The 23,773-nt window shown below is 44.3% G+C and carries 20 protein-coding genes; 7 read left to right on the top strand and 13 right to left on the bottom strand.

Annotated features, from left to right (window positions below):
• Window positions 1-188: 188 nt before the first annotated feature.
• Window positions 189-770, top strand: coding sequence for a hypothetical protein (locus EO98_RS13570; RefSeq protein ID WP_235283606.1), 582 nt, complete (start codon window positions 189-191; stop codon window positions 768-770).
• 167 nt (window positions 771-937) lie between these two features.
• On the opposite strand, the gene glmU (EO98_RS13565) is transcribed toward EO98_RS13570, so the two are convergent.
• The 5 genes from glmU (EO98_RS13565) to EO98_RS13545 all read right to left on the bottom strand — a co-directional run bounded on the left by glmU (EO98_RS13565) (window position 938) and on the right by EO98_RS13545 (window position 7,920).
• Window positions 938-2,131 carry a bifunctional sugar-1-phosphate nucleotidylyltransferase/acetyltransferase gene (glmU, locus tag EO98_RS13565; protein ID WP_048140473.1) on the bottom strand — a complete coding sequence of 398 codons (1,194 nt, stop codon included), beginning with the start codon at window positions 2,129-2,131 and terminating at the stop codon, window positions 938-940.
• Window positions 2,128-3,432, bottom strand: a complete 1,305-nt coding sequence (glmM, locus tag EO98_RS13560; RefSeq protein ID WP_048140471.1) for a phosphoglucosamine mutase — start codon at window positions 3,430-3,432, stop codon at window positions 2,128-2,130. Before glmM ends, glmU (EO98_RS13565) begins: the two co-directional genes overlap by 4 nt.
• A gap of 93 nt (window positions 3,433-3,525) precedes the next feature.
• Entirely contained in the window at window positions 3,526-5,382 is a 1,857-nt protein-coding gene (glmS, locus tag EO98_RS13555; RefSeq protein WP_048140469.1) for a glutamine--fructose-6-phosphate transaminase (isomerizing), read from the bottom strand.
• A gap of 23 nt (window positions 5,383-5,405) precedes the next feature.
• On the bottom strand, window positions 5,406-6,623 hold the full coding sequence (gene glmU / locus EO98_RS13550; RefSeq protein ID WP_048140467.1) for a bifunctional sugar-1-phosphate nucleotidylyltransferase/acetyltransferase: 1,218 nt from the start codon (window positions 6,621-6,623) through the stop codon (window positions 5,406-5,408).
• A 328-nt stretch (window positions 6,624-6,951) separates the two neighbouring features.
• The gene (locus tag EO98_RS13545; protein ID WP_311135539.1) at window positions 6,952-7,920 is read right to left on the bottom strand and encodes a calcium/sodium antiporter; all 969 of its coding nucleotides are present in this window, start codon (window positions 7,918-7,920) and stop codon (window positions 6,952-6,954) included.
• 416 nt (window positions 7,921-8,336) lie between these two features.
• Between EO98_RS13545 and EO98_RS13540 the strand changes: the two genes are divergently transcribed.
• The 4 genes from EO98_RS13540 to EO98_RS13520 all read left to right on the top strand — a co-directional run bounded on the left by EO98_RS13540 (window position 8,337) and on the right by EO98_RS13520 (window position 12,894).
• The gene (locus EO98_RS13540; RefSeq protein WP_048131665.1) at window positions 8,337-10,175 is read left to right on the top strand and encodes a cation:proton antiporter; all 1,839 of its coding nucleotides are present in this window, start codon (window positions 8,337-8,339) and stop codon (window positions 10,173-10,175) included.
• 311 nt (window positions 10,176-10,486) lie between these two features.
• Window positions 10,487-11,740, top strand: a complete 1,254-nt coding sequence (locus EO98_RS13530; protein ID WP_048140463.1) for a replication protein A — start codon at window positions 10,487-10,489, stop codon at window positions 11,738-11,740.
• Entirely contained in the window at window positions 11,741-12,310 is a 570-nt protein-coding gene (locus EO98_RS13525; RefSeq protein WP_048131659.1) for an RPA family protein, read from the top strand.
• A gap of 362 nt (window positions 12,311-12,672) precedes the next feature.
• The gene (locus EO98_RS13520; protein ID WP_048140461.1) at window positions 12,673-12,894 is read left to right on the top strand and encodes a hypothetical protein; all 222 of its coding nucleotides are present in this window, start codon (window positions 12,673-12,675) and stop codon (window positions 12,892-12,894) included.
• 154 nt (window positions 12,895-13,048) lie between these two features.
• On the opposite strand, the gene EO98_RS13515 is transcribed toward EO98_RS13520, so the two are convergent.
• The 5 genes from EO98_RS13515 to EO98_RS13495 all read right to left on the bottom strand — a co-directional run bounded on the left by EO98_RS13515 (window position 13,049) and on the right by EO98_RS13495 (window position 17,232).
• Window positions 13,049-13,597: a metallophosphoesterase gene (locus EO98_RS13515; RefSeq protein WP_048140459.1), complete on the bottom strand. Its 549-nt coding sequence runs from the start codon at window positions 13,595-13,597 to the stop codon at window positions 13,049-13,051.
• A 225-nt stretch (window positions 13,598-13,822) separates the two neighbouring features.
• Window positions 13,823-14,611, bottom strand: a complete 789-nt coding sequence (locus tag EO98_RS13510) for a MarR family transcriptional regulator (RefSeq protein WP_200895212.1) — start codon at window positions 14,609-14,611, stop codon at window positions 13,823-13,825.
• A complete protein-coding gene (locus EO98_RS13505) occupies window positions 14,611-15,132 on the bottom strand; it encodes an ArsR family transcriptional regulator (RefSeq protein ID WP_048140455.1) in 522 nt (173 codons plus the stop codon). The genes EO98_RS13510 and EO98_RS13505 overlap by 1 nt, the downstream gene beginning before the upstream one ends.
• Before the next feature lie 63 nt (window positions 15,133-15,195).
• Window positions 15,196-16,233, bottom strand: a complete 1,038-nt coding sequence (locus EO98_RS13500) for a deoxyhypusine synthase (protein ID WP_048140445.1) — start codon at window positions 16,231-16,233, stop codon at window positions 15,196-15,198.
• 501 nt (window positions 16,234-16,734) lie between these two features.
• On the bottom strand, window positions 16,735-17,232 hold the full coding sequence (locus tag EO98_RS13495) for a pyruvoyl-dependent arginine decarboxylase (RefSeq protein ID WP_048140443.1): 498 nt from the start codon (window positions 17,230-17,232) through the stop codon (window positions 16,735-16,737).
• A gap of 436 nt (window positions 17,233-17,668) precedes the next feature.
• On the opposite strand from EO98_RS13495, the gene EO98_RS13490 reads away from it, so the two are divergent.
• Together EO98_RS13490 and EO98_RS13485 are read left to right on the top strand one after the other, a co-directional pair.
• Window positions 17,669-18,472: a hypothetical protein gene (locus tag EO98_RS13490; RefSeq protein WP_235283605.1), complete on the top strand. Its 804-nt coding sequence runs from the start codon at window positions 17,669-17,671 to the stop codon at window positions 18,470-18,472.
• An 84-nt stretch (window positions 18,473-18,556) separates the two neighbouring features.
• Window positions 18,557-19,426, top strand: coding sequence for a nitrilase-related carbon-nitrogen hydrolase (locus tag EO98_RS13485; protein ID WP_048140441.1), 870 nt, complete (start codon window positions 18,557-18,559; stop codon window positions 19,424-19,426).
• 196 nt (window positions 19,427-19,622) lie between these two features.
• Here EO98_RS13485 and fae read toward each other — a convergent pair whose 3' ends face one another.
• The 3 genes from fae to EO98_RS13470 all read right to left on the bottom strand — a co-directional run bounded on the left by fae (window position 19,623) and on the right by EO98_RS13470 (window position 23,755).
• Window positions 19,623-20,126 (bottom strand): formaldehyde-activating enzyme, encoded by a 504-nt coding sequence (fae, locus tag EO98_RS13480; protein WP_369799052.1) that lies wholly within the window; start codon window positions 20,124-20,126, stop codon window positions 19,623-19,625.
• Between the two features lie 541 nt (window positions 20,127-20,667).
• The gene (locus EO98_RS13475; protein ID WP_048140439.1) at window positions 20,668-20,958 is read right to left on the bottom strand and encodes a hypothetical protein; all 291 of its coding nucleotides are present in this window, start codon (window positions 20,956-20,958) and stop codon (window positions 20,668-20,670) included.
• 163 nt (window positions 20,959-21,121) lie between these two features.
• Window positions 21,122-23,755, bottom strand: a complete 2,634-nt coding sequence (locus EO98_RS13470) for a PKD domain-containing protein (protein WP_304413516.1) — start codon at window positions 23,753-23,755, stop codon at window positions 21,122-21,124.
• Window positions 23,756-23,773: the final 18 nt, after the last annotated feature.

Raw genomic sequence — 23,773 nt, 5'->3', positions numbered from 1 at the left:
GCCGCTGGATAAAACTTATCCCGGTAAGTTTTTTGTTTTTGATTTTGGTTTTGTTTCTGATTTTTGGTTTTGATTTCGTTTTTTATTATTCTATTTTAAGACAGTTCAATTTATCCACTCCTTCCCTTTTTGGAAAGTTTTAATTTCTATTGATAACTTTTTTATATCCCTGCTTCTTATTTTCAATCATGGTTTATTGGAAAAATAGGGCTATTGTTTCCCTTCTGGTTGTGCTTTTGCTTGTTAATACAGTAGGTGCGGCTTCCGGCGTGGGCAATGTTTCCAGTGTGGGTAATGCTTCCAGTGTGGGTAATGCTTCCAGTGCGGGTAATGTTACAGCAGCTGAATTATTTACAACTTCTGTTAATTCCAGTACGGAGAACGATCTTTTTTCCGAATTAAGTGCGCAGATGGAGCTCTATAACGAGAACTTTGATAACGTGCCATCCCTTGTTAAAAGACTGGTGGCAAGTGAAGAGGTTGCGGGGAGAATTGAACTTGAAAATGGTGAGATGCTCTACGTAACTTTACTTATGAGGGGTGGAAAAGTAGGGGAGTTTTACAGGTATGATACTCCCAATGATCCAAATTCAAAGTTCGGTCCCTCCATAACTGTGGAATCCGACGAAGAGACTATCAGAGAGATAATTGCTTCAGATGATCCTTTAAGGAAAGCTGTAGAAAAGATGAATGATGGCTCTCTCACGGTAGAGGTGGAAGGATTTTTCCGAAAAACAGTGTTCTGGAGCATAAAGCAGCTGTATTCATAAGCGATAAAATAGATTCAAATAAATAAAATAGATTCAAATAAATAAAATAGATTCAAATACAGAAAATAAAGAACATAGATTCAAACAAAAAAATATCGGGATTTCCTCTCCTGTGCCACCAGGAAAAGGAGGGGAGTCCTGATTCATTTTCTTACTTTAATGCCGTCTCAGTGTTTTACTACTTCTCCGGGAAGGGTGGCTCTTCCTTTGTGCATTATCACGCCTATATTTATGCTCGTATTGATGCCGGTATGCACATCATCTCCCATGATCACGCCGAGTTTTCTTCTGCCGGAGTCAAGAATCCTGCTTTTCAGCATCACCTTTATGTTCTTTCCATCGTGACGGAGGTTTGCAACCTTCGTACCGGCTCCAAAATTACAGCGGCGCCCGATGACGCTGTCTCCTACATAACTCAGGTGCCCCACATGAGTGCCTTCCATAACAATTGTGTTTTTTACTTCCACGGCATTTCCGATTCTGACACGGTTGCCTATTGCAGTTGAAGGGCGAATAAAGCAGTTGGGCCCTATATCGCAGTTCTCACCTATTACTACAGGCCCTTCGATATAGGAACCGTTTCGGATGAGAGTACCTTTTCCGATTGCAACTTCACCTTTTATGGTTGCATTTGGCTCCACGGTGCCTTCACAGCTGCCCTTGAGGTCTTTTAATAGGTGTTCGTTTGCTTTCAGGAGGTCCCAGGGATATCCTATGTCAATCCACCTGCCTTCAAGGGGGCTGTAACCCACAGGCGCTCCACTGTCGATCAGCATCTGAATGGAGTCCGTTATCTCAAGTTCATTTCTTACAGAGGGCTGGGTTTTGTCAATGAAATCAAATATGGACTCCCTGAAAAGGTAAATCCCGGCATTTGCAAGGTTGGTCGGGGGATTTTTCGGTTTTTCAATTATCCTGACTACTTTATTATTCTCGGTCTCAAGAACTCCGAAATCCGAAGGGTTTTCCACCTCTTTTACGCAGATGACAGCTTCTTCTTTCCTGGTAACCAGGGATTTTAAGTCCTCCTGCCCGATGAGCATGTCCCCGTTAAGTACGATGAATGTCCCTTCAACGTGTCCCCTGGCATAGCCAATAGCATTTGCAGTTCCCAGCTGCTCTTTTTGCTGCACATACTCAATGCTCACTCCCCATTTGCTTCCGTCCCCGAAGTGAGCTTTTATTTGCTCTTCCAGGTATCCCGTAATGAAGACAAAACCCTCGATACCTGCTTCTACGGCTGAATTCAGGATATGTTCAAGTATCGGTTTGTTTGCAACCTGAAGCATTACTTTAGGGCAGTCGGAGGTGAGAGGTTCCATCCTTGTGCCTTTGCCTGCCACAAGGACAACTGCTTTCATTTAAGCGCCTCCTTCACTATTTTTTCTGCCATGTCGTAGATCTCATCTACGTTTTCCCGGGCCTCTGCCGTAATCCTTACCTTCGCTTCCGTGCCCGAGGGGCGGACAAGCACCCAGCCGTTTTCAAGTTCCACGCGGATCCCGTCAATGTCAAGGACTTTTCCAAGGGGTTCAAGCCTTGTTTTTACCTTTTCCATGAACTCTGCTTTCTTTTCGTTTGCACATGGAAGAGCACCCCTTTTTGTAGCATAAACAGGAAGTTCTGCCCTGAGTTCGCTTAACTTCTTTTCCCTGACAATCTCAACAAGCTTTGCAGCTGCATAGATCCCGTCAGGGCAGTAGGAAATCTTCGGGAAAATCCAGCTGCCCGAAGGCTCTCCACCGTAGATGGCTCTATATTGCTTTATGCCCTCTGCAACATAGACATCCCCAACTCTTGTCCTTATGATTTTAGAACCTTCAAGATAATCATCAACCATCATGGAGGTGTCCACAGGTACGACCACAGCTCCTTTTTTATCTCCGCATTCAAAACGCCCGAATATTGCAAGCAGGTCATCTCCGGATACGAAGTTACCTTTTTCGTCGACTGCCATCATCCTGTCCGCATCTCCGTCATGGGCTATTCCGAGGTCGGCTTCGAACGCCACAACTGCCTTTTTAAGCAATGAGAGGTTTTGATCATTGGGTTCAGGGTTCCTTGCCGGGAAATGTCCGTCAGGCTGGGAATTCAGGGTTATTACCTGACAGCCAAGTTCCTGCAGGAGATATGGGGTGATTGTACTTCCTGCTCCGCATCCGCAGTCGAGAACCACGCGCAGCCCGGAATTCCCTACAAGACCCTCGATCCTATCCATGTGGTCCCGAATGGCGTTTTCGTCTTCAGCAATTTTCCCTATAAAGTCCCAGGTAACTCGCGAAAAGTTTTCTTTTTCTATAGCTTCTTCAATTTCTTCCTGCTGGGCTGAGTCAAAAGCCATGCCGTCAGGGTTCCATAACTTTATCCCCACATACTCTGAGGGGTTATGTGAAGCTGTAACCATTACTCCGCACTCATATTCTCTGGCTGCATATGCCAGAGTCGGAGTAGTTACCATGCCCACCTTTGTAACATCACAGCCTGCAGCAGTCAGCCCGGCGACCAGGGCATGCTCTATCATAGGCGCCGAAACCCTGGGGTCCCTCCCGATAACTGCGGTCTTTTTCCGGCTTCCTAACACAAGCCCTACCTGCAGTGCAAGTTCGGGTGTAACTTCTTTATTAACTATGCCTCTAATTCCTGAAGATCCGAAGAGTTTCATAAATCCCACTCCATATTTCATGAAGTTTTATTCTGTTCTGAAATCCCGTATTCTGTTGTTATATTTAAATCCTGATATTCTCAGCCTTTACAATCATTCGACAGTAACACTCTTTGCAAGATTGCGGGGTTTGTCAATAGAGCAGTTTCTGGCTAGAGCAGTGTAATAAGAAAGCAACTGAAGCACGACAATACTCAGAAGGGGAGCCAGCAGTTCATCGCTCTGGGGGACTCTGAGGACAATATCTGCATACTTTCCTATTTCCGTGTCCTTACTGTCGGCAACCGCAATCACAACAGCATCCCTGGCTTTCACTTCTTTAATATTGCTGAGCATCTTTTCATAAGTCTGCCCCCTGGTGGCAATTGCAACTACAGGAGTTCCCTCGTCAAGAAGGGCAATAGGTCCGTGTTTAAGTTCTCCTGCAGCAAAGCCTTCGGCATGCACATATGAGATCTCTTTGAGTTTCAGTGCTCCTTCGAGAGCTATAGGGTAGTTAAGGTGCCTGCCAAGGAAGAAGTAGCTCTTTGCATGGGCAAAGTTCTCAGCACATTCCTTTATCGCTTCCTTCTGGTTAAGGATCTGCTGGATCTCTCCCGGGACTTTCCGGATTTCCGTAATGAAACTCTTTACATAATCATGGCTTAACTTGCCCCTTACAAGAGCGAACTTTACAGCGAGGAGATATATAAGGGTAATCTGGGTACTGAAGGTCTTTGTGGCAGCGACTCCTATTTCGGGTCCTGCCCGCGTATAGAGTACGCTGTTTGCCTCTCTTGTAATCGTGCTTCCCACAACATTCGTAATTGCAAGCGTGGGACAGTTGTAAGACATAATCTCCCGCACGGCTGCAAGGGTATCTGCAGTTTCTCCTGATTGAGTAATCGCAATGGCAAGGGTCCCTTCATTCATCACAGGGTTTCTGTACCTGTACTCCGAACAGATATCAATATCGCAGTGGATTCCTGCCAGCTGTTCAAACAGGTATTTCCCAAGTAAGCCTGCATGCCAGGAAGTTCCGCATGCCAGGATCTGAACCCTTGAAAGTTTCCTTATTTCGTCTTCACTGAGGTTCAGTTCGTTTAAGTATATAGCTCCTTCAAGTTCAGAGACTTTGCCTGCCAGGGTGTCGTGGATTGCAGTGACCTGTTCATGAATCTCTTTCAGCATGAAATGTTCATAACCTGCTTTTTCTGCAGCCTCAAAGTCCCATTCTATCTTTTCTATCTTCTTTTCCTTGAGATTTCCTTCCCTGTCAAATATCTCCACACCTGAAGGGCTCAGCACTGCTGTCTCAAAGTCATCTACAAAGATAACATCCCTGGTATGGTTTAGAAAAGCGGTTACATCAGATGCAGCAAAATTTTCCCCTTTCCCGAGCCCTATGACGAGAGGGCTATCCTTGCGGGCAAGCAAGAGTTTTCCCTGTTCATCCGCAGAGATTATTCCAAGAGCATATGATCCTTCAATCTCTTTTAAGGCTTCTCTAAGTCCTACAAGAAGTTCGCATTGAGCTTCTTTTCCATCCGGTTTCCCATAGATGTGTTTGTGCAGAAGATGTGCGATCACTTCTGTATCGGTTTCGGATTTGAATTGGTAACCCTCTCCAATAAGCCGCTCTTTCAATGCCATGTAATTTTCAATAATCCCGTTATGCACGATCGAGATTTTTTCCGGGTTTACTCCCGAGTTATGAGGGTGGGCATTTTCCGTATTTGGGCGTCCATGGGTTGCCCAGCGGGTGTGTCCTATTCCGACAGTTCCTCCGAGTTTCTTTGGGATTTCGGATTCGAGATTTATGATTTTCCCGACTGCCTTATAAGTTTCAATTCCACTGCCAAGAACGGTAATCCCTGCGGAGTCATATCCCCTATATTCAAGTTTTTTGAGAGATTCTATAAGAACCGGTGCAGCAGCATTTCTTCCTGCATATCCGACAATTCCACACATTTTTTTATCTCCTTCTTAAGAGCTCAGAGGACCACCGAATCACGGGGCAGGTCTCTGTAAATAATGTTTCCAGACTCTACCTGACAGTTGACAGCAATCATTACTCCGGCTTTCACGAGCACTCTGCCTCCTATCCGGTTATCGTCCCCAATTATCGTGCCGAGTTTTGGAGCTTTGTGGATCCTGCAGTTAATGTTTATCTCAAGGTTTTCTTTTTCCTCTGCAGTAAAACCCGGGCCAAGGGTATTGTTGCTTCCAATTATGCAATTGGAGATCTGCCCTTGGGAAGAAATCCGGCAGTCATTCATTATGATGCTGTTCTGGATTTCGGTAAAGGACCTTATGGACACATTGTCTCCTATGGTAGTGGAGGGCAGAATTACTACATTAGGTCCTATATCACAGTTTTCCCCGATTACTACCGGACCTACAATATAGGTCCCGGCACGGATTTTTGTGTTTTTTCCGATTTCAACCTTTCCGCGAATTATTACTCCTTCTTCAAGTTCTCCTTCTTGCTTCAGGTTTCTGGAGGAGTTTAATACAATTGAGTTTGCTTTCAGGAGATCCCAGGCATGGACCGCATCCAGCCACTTGGATTCGGTTGAGATTGAAGTGACTACTTTTCCTTCGTCAATCATGAGCTGGAGGGTATCGGTTATCGCATATTCTCCGTTTTCGGATATAGGAGTTTTTTCAATAGTTTCAAAGACCTGCGGCGTAAAAATATAAATTCCCGTGTTTACAAGATGGCTTAAATCTCCGGGTCTTTTTTCCAGAATCTGGGTAACTCTCTTCTTTTCTTTCAGTACCACTCCATAACCTGCCGTGTCCTTCATTCTTACGGTTAAAAGGCTCGCGTCTCCTTCATAATTGTTAAGGATATCAGCTATGGTTTTTGGTTCTACCAGGTTGTCCCCGTTCAGGACAAGGAATTCGGAATCCTCAGGAAGTATTAGTTTTTTTGCCTGTTCAATTGCATGTGCTGTCCCGAGCTGGGCTTTTTGCTCGACATATTTTATATTGACCCCGAAATTCAGCCCGTCTTCAAAATAGTTCATTATGCGTTCTTTTTCATACCCGACAATCAGTATGATCTCATTGATTCCGTTTTTCTCAAGAGATGATATGACATGTTCCAGAATGGGCCTGTTGGCTACAGGAAGCATCACTTTGGAACGGGTAAGAGTAAGAGGCCTGCAGCGCAGTCCTTCTCCTGCTGCGAGGATAATAGCTTTCATAGAGTTAAAGAACCTTTTTTTAGAATTTATACATTGCCTTCAGAAGATATAAGATGAATATAAAAATATGCTTATAAAAAAAGATGATTCTTCACATTGTACATAATTTATTAGTGAATATGTGGCCTATAAATAGAGAATAATATGTAAATAGAAAATAATCTGTACAAATATAAAAATATGTAAATAGAGAATAATCTGTACAAATATAAAAATATGTATAATGAGACTAATATGTATTATGTATTAAGTGAAAAATATATAAAAAGTAAAAATCCTGAATTCGAAACGTGAAGAGGTTCTTACTTTTTAAAGTTGGGGTGCAGGCTTATCTATAGAGGATAAAAAGCCCTGCCACATAAACCAGATATGCCCCGAGAATTACGCCTCCTTCCCATCTTTCCAGCTTTTTTCCAGTGATCCCGAAGATTATAAGGGCGAGAGATATCAGGAACATGAACGGGAAATCGTATCCTGCAAGCTGTTCCGATACAGGGAGCACGCGAATCTGGGATGATGCCCCGAGGATCATGGCAATATCCATTGTATTTGCCCCGAGAATGTTTCCTATGGAGAGGTCCTGGTGCCCTTTCTTAAGGGAGGTAATTGCAGTTGCAAGTTCGGGAAGGGATGTTCCTATAGCGACCGCCGTCAGGGCTATTATTACTTCAGGGATGCCCATCCATTCGGCTATTTTTATTCCTGAATCTACCAGGATCCTGCTTCCTATAACTACGGAAAGGGAGCCGAGAACGAAGAAAGCTATATCTTTCCGGATATCTTTGATTTTTAGTTTTTGTCTACCTGTTTCATTATCTTCAAACAACACGCGCTGGGTCTTTGAAGCATGGAAGAGGAAAGCAAAAAACACCAGCAGAAGTATAATCCCATCAAGCCGGTTCACACTTCCGTCGCGACTGATTATGATAAGGACAATTCCTGAAAGGAGCATAAGCCCACTTTTAATGGGAAACGTATCATCCTTCATAGGGATTGCTTTTACAGCTATAATCGAACCCAGTACAAGCCCGGTGTTGCATATGACCGAACCCACTGCATTTCCTATTGTTACATCTGTATGCCCGATATAAGCTGCCGTTGCAGAAACTGCAAACTCCGGAGCTGTGGTTGCAAAACTCACAATCGTAGCCCCTATAAGCATTTTTGGGATCCCGCTTTTGTTTGATATTACAATCGCAGCTTCAATGAACCAGTCCGAACCTTTGCTTATCATAGCAAGGCTGAGCAGAAAAAGAAAGATCAAAAGCAAGTCCATGGCGTCCTTTAAAGAGTACAAAGAATATAACTCATACGCTCCTGTTTTTGCAGTTTTTAGGGTTTTTGTCTAATGGTCTTTTGATTATGCAGCCTTTTAAGAATTTTTGTATCCGGACCTCAAAGTAACAGGCTTTCAAATTGAAAAGATTCCGGGAATACTTTCCTGAAATTGATTTGCAGGTGTTGTGAAAAACTGTTCTTTCTTTGGGAACTGCCTTTCTCATTTAGATATAAATGAGAGTTATCGAGAAGAAAGTGTTCAGGGGTTAACAATCAGGAGTCAAATTTATATATCACAATTGTATGATTATGTATACAGTACCAAACATTTTGTGCTTTTTTGGCAATACAACCTTGACATATCTTTCCTTTCAATTTCTCTCGGATGTTTACGAATCATTTTTAGCAAGTTAACTCATCATTACAGGGAATCTCATGCTTGATCCGATACTTCTACTTGGACTGGTAGTTGCCGTACTTATTATGTCCCTTGTCGCACAGGCCCTCAGCTGCTATTTCCGGATTCCTTTTATCGTTTTCCTGTTGATCGAAGGAATCATCGTAGGGCCTGAGGTCCTTAACCTGCTGGACCCTGCCCTCTATATCGAGGGGCTAAGTGCTATCGTGGCAATCTCGGTATCCGTGATTGTTTTTGACGGGGGGCTTCATATTGACCTGAAGCATATAAGGATGGTTCAGGAAAGTGTCCTTAAGCTGACAACAATAGGGGTCTTTGTGACCTTCCTGGGAGCCACGGTTCTGACCAGCCTCCTGATAGACATCCCTCTCGAACTCGCTGCCCTTTTCGGAGCCCTTGTCACGGCAACAGGGCCGACTGTGATAACTCCCATTGTAAGGAATATCCAGATTAGCCACAAGCTTGGCAAGATCCTGGAACTTGAGGGGGTCCTGAATGACGCTGCTAGTGTGATCCTTGCAGCCATGGTCTTCGAATGGGTCGCAGCAGAGCTTTCCGGGACTGATGCTGTGATCTTTATCCTTTACAGATTGGGGATAGGAATTGCACTGGGGTCTTTGAGCGGGTTTGCCCTCCGCTGGTTCTTCACTCGGGGAACGGTGATCAGCAATCGGACCGCAAGGCTGGTTTCCCTGACCGCCGTATTTGCTTGCTTCGTTCTTTCAGAATACCTGGGCAACGAGTCCGGGATTCTGGCGGTGGCCGTCTTCGGGATCATCCTCGGGACTTCTGAATTCCCTTACAAGGATACTATCAAGGAATTCAAGAGTGACATTGTAATTGTGATGCTTTCCCTGATTTTCATCCTGCTTGCTGCAATGCTTAAATTTGAAGATATCCAGAGAATAGGGGTAAGCGGGATAGTCCTTGTACTGCTTCTCATATTCCTCATCCGCCCTGTGGCGGTCTTCGTTTCGATGTGGAACTCGCAGATCGGCACGAATGAGAAACTTTTCATCTCCTTTGTTGGGCCCAGGGGCGTTGTGCCGACTTCAGTTGCGACCTATTTTGCAATCAAGCTCGATTCGATGGGCATTCCGGGAGGGCAGGCCCTTGTGGGGCTTGTCTTCCTTACAGTTATCATCACGGTCTTCATGAGTGGCAGCCTGTCAAAAAAAGTGGCAGAGATGCTGGAGGTAATCCCTATGGAAATTCTTATTATTGGTGGCGGAAAGGTAGGCAGGATTCTTGCCGAACGTTTTGACAAAAGAGGAGAAAATGTAGTTGTTGTGGACATTTCCGAAAGCAACTGCAAAAAATGCATGGAACTCGGGATCCGGGTTGTCCAGGGTGATGCAGGGGATGTAAATGTCCTGAAAAAGGCAGGGATAGGGAATGCCAAATATGTGGTTGCTACAACCAATCAAGATAACACAAACCTTCTCTTCTGCCAGATTGCTAAAGTTTCTTTCGGATTCAGGGGTGACCAGCTGGTGGCCAGGGTAAACGAGATCGAAAACCTTCAGGCTTTCTGGAATCTGGGCATCCGCGCCATGAGCCCGGCCACGACTACTGCAGTGGTGCTTGACAACATGATCGGAAGGCCTCATCTCTTTTCCATGTGCGAGGTAGGGGGCGAAGGGGACATGATGGAAGTCAAGGTCACGAACCCCGGGGTAGTCGGGAAAGCCATCAAGGACATCCAGTTCCCTGAAAAGAGTCTCCTGGTTATGGTTCAGCGGGGCAGTGATTCGATTATCGCGCATGGGAGCCTTGTGCTTGAATATGAAGATATCGTAACCGTTATTGGGGAAGGGGATGCAGCCAAGCGGACCGCAGGCATACTTCACAAATAATTTTAAGTACTTTGTGGGGTATACTTTTCGATAATACACTTACTGGGAATACAAAAACAGAGAAAGTAATTTTGCATCATGGATTCAGGTTTAGAAAGGAAGATGAAGCTCTCCCTTGCTGTGATAAACATACACGGAAGGGGTAGCCACTCTGATTCTCTTTTCCCGGGTTTTTCCCTGCGGGGAAGGGCGGACTGTATAATAACTGAATACTTTCACCCCGCTTCACTCAGCTTTATATTCTCTGCCGCGGTACTTTAGAGTGCCTCCCAAAATATGAAACTAACCATGAGGCTTGAGGTAGAATTAAAATGAAACAGACTGCAGAATCCATTAGAGACCGGTTTATGAAACTTGGCATCGATGTGCCTGTCGAGGACATCGAAAGCAGACTCGACGAGTTGATTACGAAGTTCAAAGTGCCTTCAAACGAGGCGCAACGCAGCGTAACAAACTATTTTTTGAAGAAATATTCCATTCCTAAAAATGAGTTTTATGTCAGGCAGGCTGAACCCCAGCTCACCAAAATTGCGGATGTTACGGAGAATGGGCAGTGGGCAAACCTTAAGGCAAAGGTTGTTCAGCTCTGGGAAAATACTCATGAATCCATATCTCAGGTTGGGCTCCTTGGAGATGAAACTGGAATCATAAAGTTTACCACCTGGAAAAATGCCGAACTTCCTCCCCTTGAGCAGGGAGAGAGCTACCTTCTCAGAAGTGTCGTTGTCGGAGAATACAACGAAAGGTTTCAGGTCCAGGTTAACAAAAACAGTTCCATAGAGAAGCTTTCCGAGCCTGTTGAAGTAGGAGGCGGCGATTTCATTCCTTCAGCAAGAGAGGCCGAACTCCAAAATATTGTTGATCTTGTGGGAAACCAGTGGGCTACCGTAAGAGGGAAAGTGGTCCAGCTCTGGGAAAACTCCCATGAGTCGATAGAACAGGCAGGGCTTATAGGAGATGAGACCGGTGTCATTAAATTCACTAACTGGGCAAGTTCCGAACTTCCTGATATGGAAGAAGGCAAAAGTTACATGCTGAAAAACGTGGTCATTAACGAGTGGAACGGCAAGGTCCAGATTCAGCTTAACAGGTCAAGCTCCATAGAAACACTCGATGAAGATATCGAAGTTGGGACTTCTGCTTTTACATATTTCGGGGCAATGATTGACATTCAGACAGGCTCAGGACTTATAAAGCGGTGTCCTGAATGCAAAAGGGCCCTGGTTAAAGGCGCCTGTGCAGAGCACGGGAAGGTCAAAGGAGAATATGACCTCCGGATAAAGGCAGTCCTTGACTCGGGGACTTCCACCCAGGACGCCCTGATTAACCGGGAGCTTACTGAAGAGATTGCCGGGATCTCTCTTGACAGCGCCATTGCAATGGCTGCAGATGCCCTTGATCCCGGAGTAGTACTGGATAAATTAAAACACGAGCTTGTCGGCAGGTATTATACTATTAGCGGACACAAGCTTGACCGCTATATCCTTGTGGATTCCTTTACTCCAACGAGTTCCCTGGACAGGGAACTCCTTGATAAATTGCTTTCTGAACTGGAGGTGGCTTAAATGGCAGGCTTCTTTAGAGAAGTATCGCGCAGGGTTTTTTCCCAGGAACTGAAAGACTCAAACCTCACATCCAGGGACGAAAGTGACCAGTATGCCCCTCAGTATCTCCTTACTCCAACAGGGGCGAAGGTGAACCGTATCTTCATTGTGGGGACTCTTATAGAAAAGGAGGATATTGGTACTGACTCCGAATACTGGAGAGGCAGGGTTTCAGACCCGACAGGTTCCTTCCTTGTCTATGCAGGACAGTACCAGCCCGAAGCCGCTCAGTTCCTTGCTGAGTGCGAACTGCCTGCTTTCGTAGCGGTCATCGGTAAAACCAGCACCTATACCACCGATGATGGAAACGTCCTGACCTCTATCCGTCCGGAATCTATCCAGCAGGTAGATGAGCTGACAAGAAATCTGTGGGTACTCGATACTGCAAAGCAGACTCTTGAGAGGATAAGGGCAGTTGAGGCACAGGAAGACCCGAACTCAAAGCTTGCAAAGGAGCACTATTCCACTGATACTGAGATTTATCGTGAAATGGTTAAAAAAGCCCTTGAGTCCCTTAAAGACAATGCCTGAGAATTGCAAAAAGTAGCCGTAATTGGTAGTCGTCAAAAGTGACGGGCATCCTACCTTAGGGGTCGTGAAATTCAGGGACATTTTACTCTGAATTCACACTTTTAAATTAGGAAGCTCTTTGCTTCTTTATTTTTTCTAAATCCTTTTTTCTCTTGCTTTTGTTTTGTTTTTTCCTATTTCTTTTCAGATAGTTCACTTCTAAATTTTAATGTGTTGAATAAGTTTTTCCTTTTTTCATGGTATTAGGGCATAAGAGGCAAAATATAGATAAATAAACGAAACATGATATAAAATGAGCAATGAGTAATTGAATAAGAGTCAACGCTAAAATAAGTTAATGAATTGGCATATGGGATGATCCTGTGAAAACCTATCTTGTGGTCTGGTTTAGTAGTGAAGGAGTTCGCCCGTCTGAGGTCAATCAGAGACTGTTGTCCCTGGGTTTTGAGCCCACGCAGGGCAGCTACGATTTTGTATATAACTGGAACAGCAATGTTGGTGTCGAGAAGATTCTCGAGTTTGGAGATAAAGTCTACCTGAGCCTTCAGGGAACAGGTGTAATGTTCAAACTGGAGACCATGTGAACTGACAGGAGTTCGCCAAATATATAGTTCCAGAGACCTCGCCTAGCGAGGCATGTGCCTGAGTTCTTACAATAAAAACCCTTAGCAGGTTCCTGCGTATTACTTTTTCAGGATTTGCTGGTCGGCTTCAGGCGCTCAGGCTTCTTTTTATTTATTATTTATGATTCTCTTCCTGTTTTTGTTTTTTCAGGTCATCCCGGAATTTGATATATTCACAGCTCTCTCCTTCAAGGGTAAGTATCCTGCCGTTAATACTTCCTTTTTCAATTATTAGTTCCACAACACCTGGATTTGACATCCGGGGTTTTGTCGGAGAACCCGGACAGACCAGCATAACATCTTTCTTTTCAATCAAGGGGCGGTGAAGGTGCCCGAAAATCAGGACATCTACTCCCATTTCTTTTGCGAGGTAACCCTGGGCAGTTGTATCCATTACTGAAAGCCCTCCTTCATGTATTACCCCTACTTTGATCCCTTCAACCTCAAATTTCAGCCTTTCGGGAAGGAGCTTCCGGAGTTCTAAGGTATCATCATTTCCATAAACGGCTTTCAGCTTGCCGCTGGCATTGAATGCCTTATATGCTTCTACAGTACTGAAATCCCCTGCATGGACAATCAGGTCACAGTCTTTGAGAATGCTTTGAAGTTGCGGGGGGATTTCTCCTTTCTTAAGGTGGGTGTCGGAAAGTGCGATCAGCTTCATGGAATACCTCCGGATTATCAGATGATTATCTAATATTAATATACTAAGATATTAAGATAAAAATGTGCAGCGTAATTAGAGAGGGTTATTACAGTTAAACCTGAAAAATTACAGTTAAACCTGAAAAACACAAAAAACCGATGCTGTTTATGGAAAAATAAAAGGTTCGAATTCCAAACCCGTGAGTCAGGAATACCTCGAACCGGAAGCTAAAACTCAGGAAAGTTATTCGATTGTCAGGTCAACAAGTTCGTACTCAAGGTTCTCGGTTTCTAACCTGTTAAGGAGTGCAGAGACCTGTTCATCCACTGAAACTACCAGGGATGAAAGTCCGTGGTATGCAGCCTCGATAACGGATTCGTTTGTCCCGAACATGACATTGGGGCTTATGCCGATCTTGCGAAGAGCGATTAACGATTCTACGCCTATTGCTGCGATATAGGGTTTTGAGTTTGCCAGCGTCTTCAGGCGCTCGAGGTCCACTTTTCTTGACCCTCCGCGCTCGACCCTGGGAACCTTGCAGATCGTGATGGTTGCGTTTTCCAGATCTATAAGGCCTTTGAGGCTGGTTACTCCCACATCATCCCCCTGGGAGGCATCAGATATGACAGTGCCTGATGCGCCTGTCTTTTCCGTGCTGCTTACATAGAGAAGCCCGTGATCCATTTTCAGGTAAACCTGCTGGCCTTCCTTGACTTCCTCTTTTGTGATGGCTGTCCAGGTTGAGACATGGCTGATTATGTCCTCCATGACAAAGCGGGCGTACCGCTTCATTTCGGCGGCGTTTTCAAGGACCCACTCTACGCCTTCTTTTGTTATCCTGTACCGGACGCGACCCTCGGTTACAATAAGCCCGTCATTTACAAGCTCTTTGATGTATTCGGAAACAGCCTGGGGGGTTATTCCTATCTTTGCGGCAATCTCCTTTTGCCTGACATTGGGCTGATGGGCGGCAATCTCGATAAGGACCTGAAATTTGGTGACTCCGCTCTTGGTCTGGAGGATTTTAATCATCAATCGTAATTCTCCTCAACATCTTCAATTATTTTTAACCTTTGCCCCATTACTGAAAGCCTTTCGGACCGGCGGGCAACGGCGCAAATATAAAATGGGTTCTTGTTAAGAGTCCGTGTAAGGTTACTCATTGAGGTGTTGCCCTCTTCTACCAGTCTTTCCAGTTCCTCCATGGCATCCTTCACCTCTTCATACGGCTTGAATGTCAGCATAATGATGTCACTGAGGTCTTCAAAGGAGCACTGAAAGTTCACCTGAACCTTTGAATAAGAACTGTGGTATTCTTTTGAGGGTTTTTGTCCCGCTTCAGGGACTCTCCACTGGCTTTCAAGGAGCCCGGCTTTTTTCAGAATATGAAGGTTTTTTGATGAATCCGAACCTATGAACTCATCGATTTCTGTTCTGGTCATCCATTTGTTAGAAAGTGCATCGAATATTTTTTTATGGGTTCTGGATCCAAAAGTCCTGAGTAATGGTACTAAATAGGAAGGATCGTTAATTATTCGAGTTCGTTTACCCATTTATGTCCTCTCCTTCTCGCCTTATGTTATCGGCTTTCAATATAATAAAGATTTGTGATGTGATTATTCGTTATAAGCGATATCAAGCCCTTCGGGCTTATCCCAGTTAAAAACAGGAGCAGCACGCTTCATATCACGTGATTTTTCATGCAGGGCATGGATAACAATTGGAAGGGCGATGGTAGCATCCACAAAAACCTGTACTTTTTTTGCCTGAGGTGCGATCTTTCCCCATGAAACTGCTTCGTCAAAAGTGCATCCTGAGAGTCCTCCCCAGTGTGGAGAATCGGAAGTATACTGGATTGCATAGTCATGCCCGCCAATATCCATTCCAAGAATCGAAGCTATTACCTCGGTCTGCTGGATGAAGTTCTTCGGGACTCCGCCTCCTACATAAACAACGCCTGTCCTTTCTGATTTTTCCACAATCTGTGTGATCTCGTCAACGTCTTTTATCTGGTCAATTTCAAGTTTCAGCCCTCTTCTCCTTGCAATGGTAAGCCCTATCCCTATGGAACTGTCCGACAGTGCAGGTACAAAAATCGGGACATTGTGCCTGTACGCGCTTACAACTATTGAGTCTTCAGCAGCTCCTTTCTTTACAAGCTCCTTTCCAAGAAGGTACATGAATTCCCTTGAGGAACAGGAAATCTCTCCAATATCCTCTGCAAAATCTGCAATCAGGTTATCTGCGGTCCTGAACTCTTCTTCCACTGCAAAGACATCATAAATCCTGTCCACACCGTGCTCAAAAAGTTTTTCATCATTAGCAAGATGTGAGCCCACATAGTGCTTCCTGCCGAGGGCTTCGTGACAGTCATGGAACAGGTTTGCCCCTGTGCTTACAAGGCAATCGATCATTCTTTCCCGGATCATATAGGAAAGAACTCTGCGCATGCCGGCAGGGACCATGGCCCCGGATAAGCCCATAAGCACTGTTGTGTTCTTCTCTTTGAGCATGTTATGCCAGGCCTGGACTGACTCTGCCAGCTTCCTGCCCTGAAAGCCGGTTTTGAGCATTCCGTCCATCAATTCACTTACAGACCTGTCTTTCACATCAATTGGAACTGTTGGGTTATTTGTAAATACATTGTGATGCATGCCATTCTCCATAATAAGCAGATCGTGATAGGTTTGCCTGTGACCCTAATATCCTGTCTGGAGGTACCCGACAATAGATGGTAAGAGACGCAAATAACGTTTAGGATTATATATTTTTTATTAAATATCAATATATGCAGACTATCTCGCCTGACGATTCCTTACAGAGACAGGCTTCTCCGAAGGAAGACTGATTTGCTGTGTATAAGAGTTATGAGTTAAGAGGGAAAGATGTGTAATAGATCGTTTATAAGACCGTTTCTAATAATGACCGGATTCAATGATGATTAGGTGCTTGATAGTTGCGGTCTGGTGAGTGGGTATTAGGGATAGTATCAGTAAACAGATGATGTAGTATCAGTAAACAGATGATGTTGTAAATAGATGTTGTAAATAGATGTTGTAAATAGATGATATCTGTAAATGAGTCTGTCTGTAAATAATACTATTATGTATATGAAGCAATAGTATTAACTGGAGTTCCTGTATGAAACTCCTCTTTTAAATAATAAAAACTGCTGCGGATATTACAGTCATCCAGTCTCCGCTTTCGTGTACGGACGATGATCTGGGGGTGCTGAAGGTTTTGAGGGGTGCTTCATTTGTCCAGGTGCTGTACATGCTTCCGGCAAGTTTTATGGCATGTTCCCCTACATCATGTGCGTTTTCTCCGTAAGCATGATACTCGGAAATATAACCGTGCTTGCTTATATCCCTGGGAAGTGCGCATCCGACGGAAGTGCTTAACGTTCTTCTTGGCTCATTGGAAGAGATTCTGGACATCACACAGAAAACTACCTCTCCAGGGCTCAGTTCTTCCAGACCTTCTTCCTTTGTCACAATTTCACATTTTGGAGGCAGAATAGAACTTACAGTTACAAGGTTAAATTTTTCAATGCCCGCATCCCGGAGTGAAACCTCAAATGATTCAAGTTGTTCGGGGTGTGTGCCAACTCCACTTGTGAAGAATACTTTTCTTGGAATTAACTTTGTGATCATCTTTGCATCCTTGAGAAGTCATCAATTTGAACTTAATTGAAATAGCAATTATCATTTTTAAGCGTTGCCCTTCAATTTTGCTGGAAAAAGTTCAATTCCCGTTTCTTCAGGCATTAGTGGACTGTATAAATTTATATCTGTACTTTTATATTTAAATGGATTTTGTCAGGAGATTTTTACATGCATTTTTTCAATATGAAGTTCTTTTACTTTTATTCAATCTGCCCTATAAATTAATTTACTCAAAATTAATATGTTACTTCTAATATTCTTTTACTTTTTCATTCTCTTACTGAGATTATCTCGCTTTTACTTTCTTTTACTGAAATTCTTCTATTTTTTCAGCCCTTTTGCAAAATCTCTCATAAGCTTTATATCATGCAGGATAATTACATCGTGTGTTACTCCTTGCAATTTTCCTGTCCACAGCCTTTTAATGATAGGAAAAATTCAGTTTTCTCCGGAAGCTTTCGGAAATGCGGACCTGATTATACGCGTTATTGTAGCAGGAGATTATGTTTTTCTGGCCTCGGGCCTGAAAACCGAACTACCATTAATTAACCCGGATGTCTATATAAAGGCAGAGAAAATGGCAGAGAAACTCAACCTTAAAGTTATGGAATTGCTTGACAGCAGGCAGCTCTCAATCAGCGGACTCTCACGGGAACTGAAAGCCGGAGGTATAGAAGAACACCGGCTGGTTCTGACCGGCTACCTCAGGGCACTCAGGGATCTTGAACTTCTGGAGGAAATCGAAGTTCCCCCTTCCAAAATCTATTCTTTGCCTGAAAACGGCAAGGAGCCTCTGCCAGAAAAGGGCAGGGAACTCAGTCCGGCAGATCCCTCTGATTCTGAAGATATTTATCTCATTTTCAGGGCACAGCTCCTTAAAATCGATCTGGATTTCCGGATTCCTGTTGGTGTTTATGTAATTTCCAGACTGTTTGAAAGGCCCTGTTTCCGCAGGGAGTTAAAACTTGTAGGAATCACCCAGAAACACCTTGACCGGTATATGGAAAAACCCGGAATGGTTTGCGAAGTCCCTGACTCATACCTGAAAAAAGCCCGGGCAGATATTACAAAAATAGAGATTCCTTTAGATGACCCTGCATACGAAATCCGGGAAAACAGGGAAGAAGTAACCAGGTTTGCAAACGATGTGCTTGCAGGGATGATTAAACACAGGATGGACCTCGAAGGGCTGGTAGCAAAAAGCAAGCAAACTACTCTGGTGTCCTGAAACACTTTTATTCCCTATCCTGAAAGCCTTTTAGCAAATCAGAATTACAATCAGGATTCAAATAGCAGACATGTTGGTCCGAATATGAAAGTTGCCTGTATCCAGATGGATGTGCTTCACTGCAGGAAGCAGGAAAACCTTGAAAAAGCCCTTTACATGGCTCTCAAAGCCGTTGAGAAAGGAGCCGAGTTAATTGTTTTTCCGGAGGTCTTTTCCACAGGTTTTTGCTATGAAAACTTCAGCCATGCAGCAGAAAGCCTTCCATCCCCTACTCTTGAGAACCTTGCGTGTTTTTCCGAAGCAAATGACTGCATTATCCTGGGTTCAATTATTCAAATGGATCGTGGAGAAGATAGTGGAGAATACGGTTTTAAGAACGGAGAAAAGGTTTCTTCCGGGAAAGATATTCCGGAAAGTAAGAATTTTGCGGAAAGTAAGAATTCTGCTCTTTACTATAACCTTGGCTTCTGTTTTGAGTCCGGAAACCTTGCCGGCACCTACCGGAAGACCCACCCCTTCAAAGCCGAAAACAGGTATTTCTCAAAAGGCAGTTCTATTGAGCCCATTTCCCTTAAAAAACAGAGTCTGAAAATCGGGTTTGAAATCTGCTATGAGCTCCGTTTTCCCGAGGTTGCAAGAAAACTTTCCCTTGCAGGCTCTGACCTGCTTGTGACCACAGCCGCCTTTCCTAACCCCCGGTCTGAGCACTGGAAAACCCTTGCAAAGGCAAGAGCAATCGAAAATCAGATTCCTCACATCGCCTGCAACAGGATAGGTTCTGCTCCCGACTGCAACTACTTTGGAAACTCAATGATAATCGACGCATGGGGTGAGGTAAAAGCCGATGCCGGCAGCAAAGAATGTGTGATTGTCTGTGACCTTGACCTTGAGGGAAAAGAAGATATTCGAAAGGCTATTCCTATTTTTGAAGACCGGAGAATGGAGCTTTATTGATAGGCTAAAGCAGAGCTGCTCTTGAAAAATGAGAGATACCCGGATGATATTCCGGGTACGGCCTGGAAAATCTGGAGATCTCCTCAGGTATCCCGCCTGCATTAAAGTAAGTAAATAAGGTTTTTCGAATTTTAGAGTTTATCGGATTTCAGCCCGGATATTTCTGTAAAACCAGGAAAACCTTAAACAGTTTACTTTATGCGAACGGATGTTTTGCTGAATCCTTTTTGGCCAGCGCCTCTTTTACTGTCGGACTGCTCTCCATTGCACGGGATATTGCAAGCTTTGTAGCTTCATAGTTATATTCGTAGACTTTATCTTTGTCTTTTGCATCCCATTCGATAAAGACAGAAACAATTATGAAAATGTCATCTGCCTGCTCTTCAGGCAGTATTCCGGCAGCTACCGAGTCCATAACCGCTTTTGCAACTGCAGCCTGTGCCGGCCCGAACATAAGGGCAGCCTGTGCCACATTCTTGATCGTTACCTTGTTTACAAGCAGGGTTGCAGGTTTTGGCTGGAGATTCGGTTCAAGGACAGCAAGGAGCGGGGTGTGGCCCTGCCTGGGCATTGCAAGGGAATTCATAAACGCTGCCTCTACAGGTCCTCCTCTTGGTCCGATGATAAGGTCGATGTGTGCAATTTCCGGGCCTGAACCAATGAGGGCTTCTCCGATCATGCTTTTTAAAACAGTTTTTATCAATTTCAACACCTCAAGTCTATTTCTACAAAGGAAAAATCGTACCTACTCCCTTTCCTGAAAGAGATATTTACTGATATTTTGATGATGTTATGATAATGGGGCAGGAGAGAGTAAGGCTGTTTCCATATGTAGAGAATAAATTAACCTTTAATACTTTTAAACATAAATAAATAATTTGTTAGTTCCCTGCCCTTGCCTATAGATATATTTTGTCCAGAATCTTTTGCTTTGAAACTTTTTCCCGGAGAAACTTTGTCCCTGTAACAGAATGGCTTTTACATAGGATCGGGAGTAGATGGAATTATTGCCCGGAGAGCCAGACTCTTCCTGCCTCATAATCGGACTATGGGGTGCATGTCTGCAAAAGAAGGGTGACATCTTGAACTTGATCGTGTGGTCAACAGCAAAAGATAAGGAATAAAAATACGATCCCGTAGGAGAGTACTCCGGGTTTCAAAAGTACTCCGGGTTTCAAAACTCATTTTGGAAACAGGAATGGAGATTTTTTCGAAAAAAGAGATTAATTTAAAACTGCTTTTCACAGGGAAATCCCTGAAAGGATCTCAAACCTTTTGTTCCAGTGGTCGAGTCCCCTTTTTGCCGCATACCAGTCGAAGAAATCACTTTCATCTCCCATGTTTCCGGCTTCGAACCTTGCTCTTAGCTCACTTGAGCTGTACCCGAACTTTGTTTCAAAATCCTCACAGATTATAGAATACCGCTTGACCTTGTATTTTGCAACATGCTTTTCATGTTCAAGAGCCGAACGGATAGCCTCACATACTTCCTGAGTTGAGAAATCAGTCTCTATATTAAGTGTGAAACTCATGTCTATCCCTATTAAGAATAGTCTCCTATTTCATATAAAGTAATTAGAAAATAAACAATTGGACAGGTTTATTACCTGAAAAATCTCTTTCTCAGACCTTCCATTTCACGAGCTTATTTTCATAACTACCTTATTTTTTTTATCGTTTTTTTATCGTTTCTTTTTATCGTTTCTTTTTCTCCGTTACAGCAATCCCTATCAGAAGTATTACCATAAACCCGACAAGAACCTTGATGGCCGTGGAAGTTCCTGACCAGTCTTTATCTTCAGCCACTGGTAAGGACCATGAAGATGTTTCAGGCATCTCCTGCCGGCTGCCTATGGAGAGCTCTAAAGGTTCCGTGGATTTTTCGGGTTCCCCTTCTTTATACTCAACAGCTTTCTTGCCTGTTATGATTGCAAACGGAGAGAAACCCGGGGTTCTGGATTCAAAATACATATAATGGTTGTCTTCTCCCGTTTTACGCGTAGGAAGGGCATTCCATTTCCCGCCTGAATACCTGTACATGAATACTGATGGGCCTTCAGTCTCGTTTTCTGTGATCTCTGCCCTGTTGACTCTGAACCCTATGACAGCGTTGGCAATGTTCTCGGGAGTTGCAAAGCCTTCATTTCCTACCCAGATGTTCAGGTACCTGTAGACAATTCCGGAGGGATCTTTTGGGGTCAGGACAGACCTGCCTTTAAGCTGTTCGATTATGGCTGTGGTCTTTCCGAAGTTTCTCTTTGAATCGAACTTCACATACATAATAGAAGTGGCATTTTTAGCGAACTCGAACCTTATGCGATCCCCATTTGTAATAAACTCCTGAGCAAGTTCCTTGACTTCAACATTACTTGCAGGTTCAGGAGAGCCGCCTCCTCCGCCTGATGATGTTCCGCTAGAGCCTCCTGATCCACTGCTGTCTGCTTCGTCCCCTACTTTAATGTAGTCAGTCCAGGTCACAGCGCTATATCCGTAAGCATTGCTGACATTGAGGGTTACGGAATAACTTCCGGATTTCGAATACTCGTGGCTCGGGTTCTGGGAGGTGGAAGCGTCGCCGTCTCCGAAGTCCCAGAGCCAGGAGGTAATGTTGCCTGTGGAAGTATCGTTAAACTGAACGGTAAGGGGGACATCCCCTGTCCGCGGTAAGGCGATAAAAGAAGCATGAAGCCCCTCTCCGACCATAATATAGTTGGATTTGGTAATATTGTCCCATGCAGTACCATTACCTGCCCGTAAAGTTACTGTATAGAACCCGTTGTCCTTAAACTTGTAAACAGGGTTTTGTTCCGTTGAATCTATGGTCCCGTCCGAGTTAAAGTCCCATTCCCAGGCCGTAGGGCCGCCGGTGGATAGGTCTTCAAACCGGACAATAAGAGGAGCTTTGCCGGAAGTTATGTTTGATTTAAAATCAGGAACTGGTGCAGAGACTGAAAATACGTTTACAGAAGAAGGGGCCTCAAGGGTGTTAGACCCAAAGGCATTTGTTACTGTTAATCTTACGGTATAAGTCCCGGAGCCGGAATAGATGTGAGTAGGGCTCTGAGATTTGGAAGTCTCGCCGTCTCCAAAGTCCCAGAGCCAGGAATTCACGTTTCCGGTAGAGGTGTCAGTAAATTGAACTGTAAGTGGGGCATTCCCTTCTTGCGGAGATGCGGTAAAAGCAGCTATCGGCGAATCTCCGACTGTAATGTAGTTGGGTTTTGCCATATTGCCCCGAGCAGTGTCGTTGACTGCATTCAGGATGACAGAATAAGTCCCCGGAGCTTTGTACACATAAACAGGGTTCTGTTCAGTTGAGTCAATTTTTCCATCACTGTTAAAGTCCCATTCCCAGGCGGTGGGATTGTTAGAACTCAGGTCCGTAAACTGAACGGCAAGAGGGGCTGCGCCTGAGGTTAAATCAGATGTGAAATCAGCTACTGGAGCGGCTATTGAATATGTGCGGATATAAGACGGAACTTCAAGAGTATGGGACCCGTAAGTATTTGTTACAGTCAGTTTCACTGTATATGTCCCTGCTGTAGTGTATGTGTGTGAAGGGGTTTTGTCTTTTGATGTGGTGCCGTCTCCGAATTCCCAGAGCCTGGAAGTAATTGACCCTGTAGAGGTGTCAGTAAACTTGACGGTAAGCGGAGCTTCTCCCTCGCGCGTAGAAGCGGTAAAACTTGCTGTCGGCCCGTTTCCGGCAGTAATGTAATTAATTTTTTTGATAGTATTCTTGACAGTGCCATTGATTGCCGTGAGGGTGACTGAATAGGTCCCGGCAGTTGCATACGAGTAAACCGGGTTCTGTACGGTTGAATCTACCTTTTCGTCCGAATTAAAGTCCCACTTCCAGGATGTCGGCCCGCCGCTTGAACTGTCCCTAAACTTGACTGTGAGAGGAGTTTTGCCTGAAGTTACGTTGGAGTTGAAACTGGCTACTACAACAGGAACTACGGTTTTTTCTTTAACAGTAATATAATTGTTCTTGACAGCACTGTTTGAGGTAGTGCCATCACCTGCTTTCAGAGTTACGGTATAGGTTCCCGGATTTTCAAATATGTAGCTCGGATTTTGTTTAGTTGAATCCGGGTTTCCGTCAGAATCAAAGTCCCATTCCCAGGCGGTCGGACTCCCGCTTGAGCGGTCTTCAAATTGTACTGTTAGTGGAGCGTCTCCTGATACCTTGGAAGCTAGAAAGTCCGCAATAATTGTTTCATTTTCACCATCGGCAGCAGAGCTCAAATCCGAACCCACAACTACCGACAATGCCGAAGATATTAAAAATAGAAATATCAATGCCGTTATTTTTTTCAATTCACACACCCTATTTACTTTTCGCGT

It is taken from the genome of Methanosarcina sp. 2.H.T.1A.6 (assembly GCF_000979455.1).
In the GTDB taxonomy this organism is placed as follows: domain Archaea; phylum Halobacteriota; class Methanosarcinia; order Methanosarcinales; family Methanosarcinaceae; genus Methanosarcina.
This window is presented reverse-complemented; position numbering and strand designations above follow the sequence as displayed.